The 7,169-nt window shown below is 49.8% G+C and carries 10 protein-coding genes; 1 reads left to right on the top strand and 9 read right to left on the bottom strand.

Features of this window, described 5'->3' with window-relative positions; translation table 11 throughout:
• The 9 genes from KDD36_14220 to paaA form a co-directional block, all read right to left on the bottom strand.
• Positions 1–255, bottom strand: a 255-nt coding sequence (locus KDD36_14220; protein MCB0397804.1) for a hypothetical protein, incomplete at its 3' end; no start/stop codon positions are given.
• 79 nt (positions 256–334) lie between these two features.
• A complete protein-coding gene (pcaF, locus tag KDD36_14215; GenBank protein ID MCB0397803.1) occupies positions 335–1,540 on the bottom strand; it encodes a 3-oxoadipyl-CoA thiolase in 1,206 nt (401 codons plus the stop codon).
• A gap of 16 nt (positions 1,541–1,556) precedes the next feature.
• Complete coding sequence (locus KDD36_14210; GenBank protein MCB0397802.1) at positions 1,557–1,979, bottom strand: hotdog fold thioesterase; 423 nt, start codon at positions 1,977–1,979, stop codon at positions 1,557–1,559.
• Positions 1,976–3,145, bottom strand: coding sequence for an NAD(P)-binding domain-containing protein (locus KDD36_14205; GenBank protein ID MCB0397801.1), 1,170 nt, complete (start codon positions 3,143–3,145; stop codon positions 1,976–1,978). Before KDD36_14205 ends, KDD36_14210 begins: the two co-directional genes overlap by 4 nt.
• 3 nt (positions 3,146–3,148) lie before the next feature.
• On the bottom strand, positions 3,149–3,925 hold the full coding sequence (locus KDD36_14200; protein ID MCB0397800.1) for a 2-(1,2-epoxy-1,2-dihydrophenyl)acetyl-CoA isomerase: 777 nt from the start codon (positions 3,923–3,925) through the stop codon (positions 3,149–3,151).
• Positions 3,926–3,981: 56 nt separating this feature from the next.
• On the bottom strand, positions 3,982–4,473 hold the full coding sequence (gene paaJ, locus KDD36_14195; protein MCB0397799.1) for a phenylacetate-CoA oxygenase subunit PaaJ: 492 nt from the start codon (positions 4,471–4,473) through the stop codon (positions 3,982–3,984).
• A complete protein-coding gene (gene paaC / locus KDD36_14190; protein ID MCB0397798.1) occupies positions 4,467–5,228 on the bottom strand; it encodes a phenylacetate-CoA oxygenase subunit PaaC in 762 nt (253 codons plus the stop codon). Before paaC ends, paaJ begins: the two co-directional genes overlap by 7 nt.
• A gap of 4 nt (positions 5,229–5,232) precedes the next feature.
• Positions 5,233–5,526, bottom strand: coding sequence for a 1,2-phenylacetyl-CoA epoxidase subunit B (paaB, locus tag KDD36_14185; GenBank protein MCB0397797.1), 294 nt, complete (start codon positions 5,524–5,526; stop codon positions 5,233–5,235).
• 35 nt (positions 5,527–5,561) lie between these two features.
• A complete protein-coding gene (gene paaA, locus KDD36_14180) occupies positions 5,562–6,500 on the bottom strand; it encodes a 1,2-phenylacetyl-CoA epoxidase subunit A (GenBank protein MCB0397796.1) in 939 nt (312 codons plus the stop codon).
• Positions 6,501–6,803: 303 nt separating this feature from the next.
• Between paaA and KDD36_14175 the strand changes: the two genes are divergently transcribed.
• Positions 6,804–7,169 (top strand): phenylacetic acid degradation protein (locus KDD36_14175; GenBank protein MCB0397795.1); only part of this gene is annotated, 366 nt, incomplete at its 3' end.

The raw sequence follows: 7,169 nt of genomic DNA, 5'->3' as shown, positions 1-7,169 counted from the left end.
CCATCTTTTTTCTCTTCTAATCAATGAGATTATAGCACTCCCAATAACAATTAGAACGAAGAAATTCAAAAACAACTTTGGCGTGAAAAGAGCAATTACAAATGTCACAATTGAGATTATTTGAAAAACACCTGATTTCTTTTCTTTTTTACTTTTTGATTCAGTTTTTGGCTTAAAACTATAGCCGCAGTGTGGGCAGTTTTCAACAGTATCAGAAATTTCTTTGCTACATTCAGGACAATTTATAAGTGCCATGTTTCAATTTTTTAGATTAGTATTTCGTTTTTTTTAATGTGCTACAACTAACGACTAACTACCATCTACTCCGTACTAATTATACCCTCTCCAGCACCGTCGCATAACCTTGGCCTACGCCGATGCACATCGTAACAAGTGCATATCTTTTCTGTTGCTCCTGTAGTTCGATGGCAGCCGTTTGAAGTAACCTTGTGCCAGACATACCCAGTGGATGTCCCATTGCGATGGCACCTCCATTCGGGTTGATGCGGGGATCGTCATCGGCAATGCCCCAGGTACGTGTGCATGAGAGAACCTGGGCGGCGAAAGCTTCATTCAGTTCGATGATGTCCATATCATTCAGGGTGAGTCCGGCCCGTTTCAACGCAAGTGCAGAGGCATGCACAGGCCCGATGCCCATGATGCGTGGCTCTACGCCGGCTACACCTGAGGATACGATGCGTGCGATGGGTCTCAGGCCATGTGATTGGACGGCTTCCTCCGAGGCCACGAGCATGGCAGCCGCACCGTCGTTCAATCCGGAAGAATTACCGGCTGTCACGCTGCCGTCTTTTCTGAATGCCGGTCTTAGTTTGGCCAGGACATCAATGGTGGTGGTAGGTTTGATGAACTCGTCGGCATCAAATACCAGGGCATCCTGCTTTCTGCGTGGAATCTCTATGGGTGTGATCTCTTTGGCGAGGCGTCCATTGTTCCGGGCAGCCGTTGCCTTCATTTGTGACCAATGGGCGAATTTGTCCTGATCTTCCCGGGAGATGGCCTTGGCGTCCAGCAGGTTCTCTGCCGTTTCGCCCATGCCGTCCGTCCCATACATTTCTTTCATCTTCGGATTTACAAATCGCCATCCGAAGCTGGAGTCGTGCATTTCTGCATCCCTTCCCCAAGGTTGGGATACTTTGGAGATCACCCAGGGGCCACGTGTCATATGCTCCATTCCACCGGCGATGAAGAGGTGGCCTTCATTTGAGCGTATGGCCCTGGCGGCGTGGACGACGGCAGACATCCCGGAAGCGCATAAACGGTTAACCGTTTCACCGGGAATGGATACGGGCAAACCGGCGAGTAGAAGCGCCATTCGTGCCACATTCCGATTGTCCTCTCCTGCCTGGTTCGCACAACCCATGATCACGTCATCAATGGTGGCAGGATCCAGATCAGGATGTTTTTGTACAAGCGCCCTGATGGCATGGGCAGCCAGGTCATCGGCGCGGACGGGTGCCAGCGTGCCTCCGAAACTTCCGATCGGGGTGCGGGTGGCGTCAACAATAAATGCATCTTTCATCATATCATCATTTAACTCACAGAGAGGACCATTCTTTGGCAGTGCGATATACGGTGCCCTTGAAGATGGCCACCGTTCTGTGATCCTGATTGGTCACCCTGATCAGATATAGTCCTGTTCGTTCTGTCAGTGCAAGTTGTTCCGCATGGGCGGTAAGGATATCTCCTTCCCTTACCGGTGCAGGGAAGGAAATAGACACATCCAATGCGAGGCTCAACCGGCCGTGTGCATTGGAGGCAAAGGCCAGGGCACTGTCTGCTAAGGAAAAGGCGATGCCTCCGTGTCCGACCCCGAAGCCGTTGATCATTTCCGGCCTGATCTTCATTTGAAGACGTGATATACCAGGCCCGGATTCCAATACCTCAATACCCAGCCATTGGCTGAATGCATCTTCCTTCATCATCCTTTGGACAATCGGATCTTCGGTGTGATCACTCATGGGTAAAAGGTTTGTTTGTTAGCAGCCATGCGACGCAAAAGAGGGCTTGGACGGTAACGGTCTTCGCCATATTCATGGTGAAGTTTTTCGAGGATGTCCAGGACTTTCTCCAGCCCCCATTCATCTGCCCAGCGTAACAGGCCCTTGGGATAGTTCACCCCTTTGGTCATGGCCAGGTCCAGGTCATCCCGGGAAGCAACGCCCAGGAACAAGGCATCGATGGCTTCATTCATCAGCATGGCTACTACGCGTTCCGTGATGGATGTGGACAGGGCATCATCCACAACGACGTCTGGGACGAGGCGCCCGTTGCTATAGTCGTAATACCCTTTTCCTGATTTCCTTCCCAGTCTTTTTGCCTCCACCATGCGCTTCTGGGTGAAGGATGGTTTGTACCTCGGGTCATAGAAGAATTCTCTGAAAACGGTTTCCGTTACGGCATAATTCACATCATTTCCGATGAAATCCATAAGCTCGAACGGACCCATGCGAAAGCCTCCTTTTGTTCTCAAGGCATGGTCAATGGCGGCGTATTCCGCGACGCCTTCTTCATAGATGCGGATGGCTTCTCCATAAAACGGCCTGGCTATGCGGTTGACGATAAATCCCGGAGTATCCCTGGCAAGTACCGTGGTTTTTGCCCAGCTGTCCACGAGTGTTTTTGTTTCTGCGACAACCTCAGGGTCTGTTTGTACCGCCGGGATGATTTCAACAAGCGGCATCAAGGGTGCGGGGTTGAAGAAATGCACACCAATCACACGTTCCGGTTTTTCGCAAGAAGCAGCGATAGAGGTAATGGATAGGGAAGAGGTGTTACTGGCAAGGATGGCTCCCGGTGCCACGATCACATCCAATTGTTTGAAGATGGCCTGTTTGACATTCAGGTCTTCCACAACAGCTTCTATAACGAAGCCACAGGATTCCAGTTCGTCGATGTTGGTCACCCAGGTTATGCGACCTTCTATTTCAGCTGCTTCATCTGAGGATATTTTCCCTTTTTCAACCAACCGATTCAACACTGCGTTGAGTTTTACTTTCGCATTTTCCAGGATTTCCGGTTGCTTGTCCACAACCATGACCTGGTGACCCTGTGTGGCGGCTACCTGCGCAATTCCGGAGCCCATCGCACCCGATCCGACTACACCTATGATGGTTTGCTTATTCATAACTCAGGCACCTGTGAATTGGGGTTTTCTTTTTTCGAGGAAGGCGTTTACACCTTCACGATGATCGCTGGTGGCACCGGCCTCAGCCTGGAGTTGTGCTTCCAGTTCAAGTTGTTGATCCAGGGTGTTATTCATCCCTTCCATAAAAGCCTTCTTGGTGAGAGCGAGTCCGCGTGTAGGAAGTGATGCGAGCCTGACCGCCAGCTTCATGGCGGCTTCCGATAGCTCTGTATCCGGAACGTGCTGATAGATCAGACCGAGTTCAGCTGCTTTTTCCGCACTGATCTTTTCTGCCAGCATGGCCATGGCGGTGGCCTTCTGCATTCCGACAAGGCGTGGGAGGAAATAAGTGCCGCCGCTATCCGGGATCAGTCCGATGTTTGCAAAGCTTTGAATGAAATTCGCGCTTTCTGCAGCAATGGTAATGTCACATGCAAAAGCAATGTTGGCACCGGCACCGGCTGCAACGCCATTCACTGCACATACAACAGGTTTCTCCAGTTGACGGATTTTCCGGATGATAGGGTTGTAGGTGTTGTTTACAATATCCGCCAGTTTCATGTTGGGGTCCAGGGCTTCTTCAAGGTCCTGTCCGGCGCAGAAAGCCCTGCCTGCCCCGGTGATCATCACCGAGCGGATTTCCTGATCTGTGGCACATTGGTCCAGGGCATCCTGGCACTGCTTTGCCATAGCGGTATTGAAACTGTTGAGGACGTCAGGTCGGTTCAGGGTGATGATCCCTACACCATTATGTTTTTCAAATTGGATGGATGAGCTCATGGCGGATTCCTGCTTTGGTCGGATGAGATGATAAATTTAAAAATCCTTTTCGGGGATCATATGCATTTGAAATAATCAAAAGGTTCAAGGCAGTCGCTACAGATGTACAAAGCTTTGCAAGGTGTGGATCCGAACTGACTTTTCAACAATGTGTTGGTGGATTTGCATCGGGGGCAGCGTACTTCCTTTGGTGTGTCCAGCAGCGCACCTTTATCCTCGGTAGATACGGGTGGTGGGGTGATGCCATAGTCCATCAATTTCTTTTTCGCTTCAGATGTGATCCAGTCCGTGGTCCATGCAGGTGAGTTGACCGACTTTACCTGGGGATGTGCTATTCCTTTCCCGGAAAGCAACTTCATGATATCATCTTCGATCATCTTTACGGCCGGACATCCGGTGTAGGTCGGGGTAACAGTGACCACTACGTTGTCGCCAACGACTTCCACATCGCGCACCATACCGAGTTCCACGATACTGATCACCGGAATCTCCGGATCGGGGAGTGAATCAAGCCATTGCCAGATGGTCTCTTTGTCCGGATTTACCACTTTGCATCGGGATAAGCCCGGGGCAGAAACTGCATTTGTGCGAGCATATATCCCAGGTGTTCGGAATGTCGTCCTTCTCGTTTCCCTCCGGTATGCATCCAGGCATCTTCGGGCATGTCAAGGGTTGCTTCATTCAGCACTTCCTGCACCGCTTTATGCCATTGCTCTTTCAGTGCGCTGACATCCGGTGCGATGCCTTCTTTGACCAGCATGGCATCCACCTCATCTTTTTCAAAGAGTTCACCGGTAAAAGGCCACAGCAGTTGCAATGCATCCTTCATCCGTTGGTGGCTTTCATCGGTTCCGTCGCCCAGACGTAAAATCCATTGGTCAACATGACGGATGTGGTATTGCAGCTCTTTGATGGATTTCTCGCCGAAGGCTTTCAGAACAGGGTCATTGCTTTCGGTCAGTTTCTCATAGACGAGCAGATCCAGGTGGTCGTTCAGAAATTCACGAACGATGGTCACGGCAAAGTCGCCATTGGGTTGCTCAGCAAGCAGGGTGTTGTAAAACTCACGCTCACTGCGTTTGTAGGCCAGATCATCTTCCGTTTTGCCTTTGCCTTCGATCTCACAGGCATATTGGTAGAGCGTGCGGGATTGACCGATCTTATCCAAAGCGATGTTGGTGAGGGCGAGATCTTCTTCCAGGAACGGACCATGACCGCACCACTCTGAAAGCCGGTTGCCGAGTACGAGTGAGTTGTCGGCAAGCCGCAGACAGTATGTATATAGTGCATCTTTCTTCTCCATGGGATCAGATGTGTTGGGCGCCTTCGGGCATGACATAAAATGTGGGATGGCGGTAAACTTTATCATTGGCCGGATCGAAGAACGAACCCACATCTTCCGGGGTAGATGCTACAATGGCATTGGCCGGAACCACCCAAATGGAAGAGCCTTCCATGCGTCGGGTATACGTATCCCGCGCATTCTGTAAGGCCATTTCGGCGTCGGCGGCGTGGATGCTTCCGGCATGCTTGTAGGGCAACCCGGTTTTGCTCTGAATAAATACTTCCCAAAGGGGAAACTGATTGTCTTGTGCACTCATGATCTAAGGATTGTATCGGTTTGGCGGTACATCGGTCAGGCCGCCGCTTTTTTCTTTTTTTTCTCTACATATGCATTGACGGCTTCTCTCACCCATGCACCTTCCTGGTGCGCCTTCACGTGAGAAGCCAGTCGCTCCCGATTACACGGGCCGTTTCCCTTAACAACATTCCAGAATTCATCCCAGTTGATCTCACCGAAATCGTAGTGGCCTTTCTCTTCATTCCATTTAAGATCGGGATCCGGTACTTTGAGGCCGATCACATCGGCTTGCTGGATGGTTTTGTCAATGAACTTTTGCCGGAGTTCATCATTTGATTCACGTTTGATTTTCCATTGCATGGATTGTTGGCTGTGCGCGGAATCCGCGTCGTGCGGGCCGAACATCATCAGTGAAGGCCACCACCACCGGTTCAGGGAATCCTGCGCCATTGCCTTTTGTTCTGCGGTACCCATGGCCATGTGTGAGATGATCTCATAGCCCTGCCGTTGATGAAAACTTTCCTCTTTACAAATCCGCACCATCGCGCGGGCATATGGTCCGAAGGAAGTCCGCTGGAGGGAAACCTGGTTAACAATGGCAGCACCATCCACCAGCCACCCGATCGCACCGATGTCGGCCCAGGTGAGTGAAGGGTAGTTAAAAATGCTGGAGTATTTAGCTTTGCCGGTATGCAGTTGTTCGATCATCTCTTCCCTGGAAATGCCGAGTGTTTCTGCAGCACTGTACAGATATAAACCGTGTCCGGCTTCATCCTGAATCTTGGCCAGCAATACCACCTTGCTGCGCAGACTTGGAGCGCGCGAAAGCCAGTTTCCCTCGGGTAGCATACCTATAATTTCAGAGTGGGCGTGCTGTGATATCTGACGGATCAGGTTTTTACGGTATTCATCCGGCATCCAGTCCTTCGGCTCGATCTTGGTCTCCTGATCAATGCGCTCCTGGAATGTTTCAAGTCGTTTATTTTCTTCCATCTGAAAGCATTTCTTTGGTTAATGCTGTGCTTCCGAAACTACATAAATTAATCAGAAATCGGATGCATCTCCCTCAAAGATATTATATTTCTATTTACGAATCAATTAAAGCATATAATTTTATTCAATACATTAATGAACAGCATATAATTTTGTATATTTGTTTTTCACAAACTATATGTAAATATCTGACTTGTGCAATGATTGTGGTCATGAATGCAGGTCGTGAACAAAGTTTTTCATAAAGGTTATTTTTGGCGACAAATCAATTGAAATAAGATGGCGCGTTTCCATAATTTGAGAGTGACTGATGTAAGGCAGGAAACACCGGACTGTGTTTCGATCGCCCTGGGAGTACCGGAGACACTGAAGGAAGACTTCAGATATATCCAGGGACAGTATCTTACCTTTAAGATGAAGGTGAACGGTGAAGAGATCAGACGGTCATATTCACTTTGCTCCAGCCCGGCTACCGATTCTGAGTTACGCATTGCTGCGAAGAAGGTGAAGGATGGAAGAGGATCCACCTACCTGAATGAAAAAGTGAAGGTGGGAGATGAACTGGAAGTGATGACGCCGATGGGAAATTTTTACACGCCACTGGATTCATCCAACCAAAAGCACTACATCCTCTATGCCGGCGGAAGTGGAATCACACCCATGATGTCC

This window comes from Flavobacteriales bacterium, from assembly GCA_020435415.1.
Classification (GTDB): domain Bacteria; phylum Bacteroidota; class Bacteroidia; order JACJYZ01; family JACJYZ01; genus JACJYZ01.
This window is presented reverse-complemented; position numbering and strand designations above follow the sequence as displayed.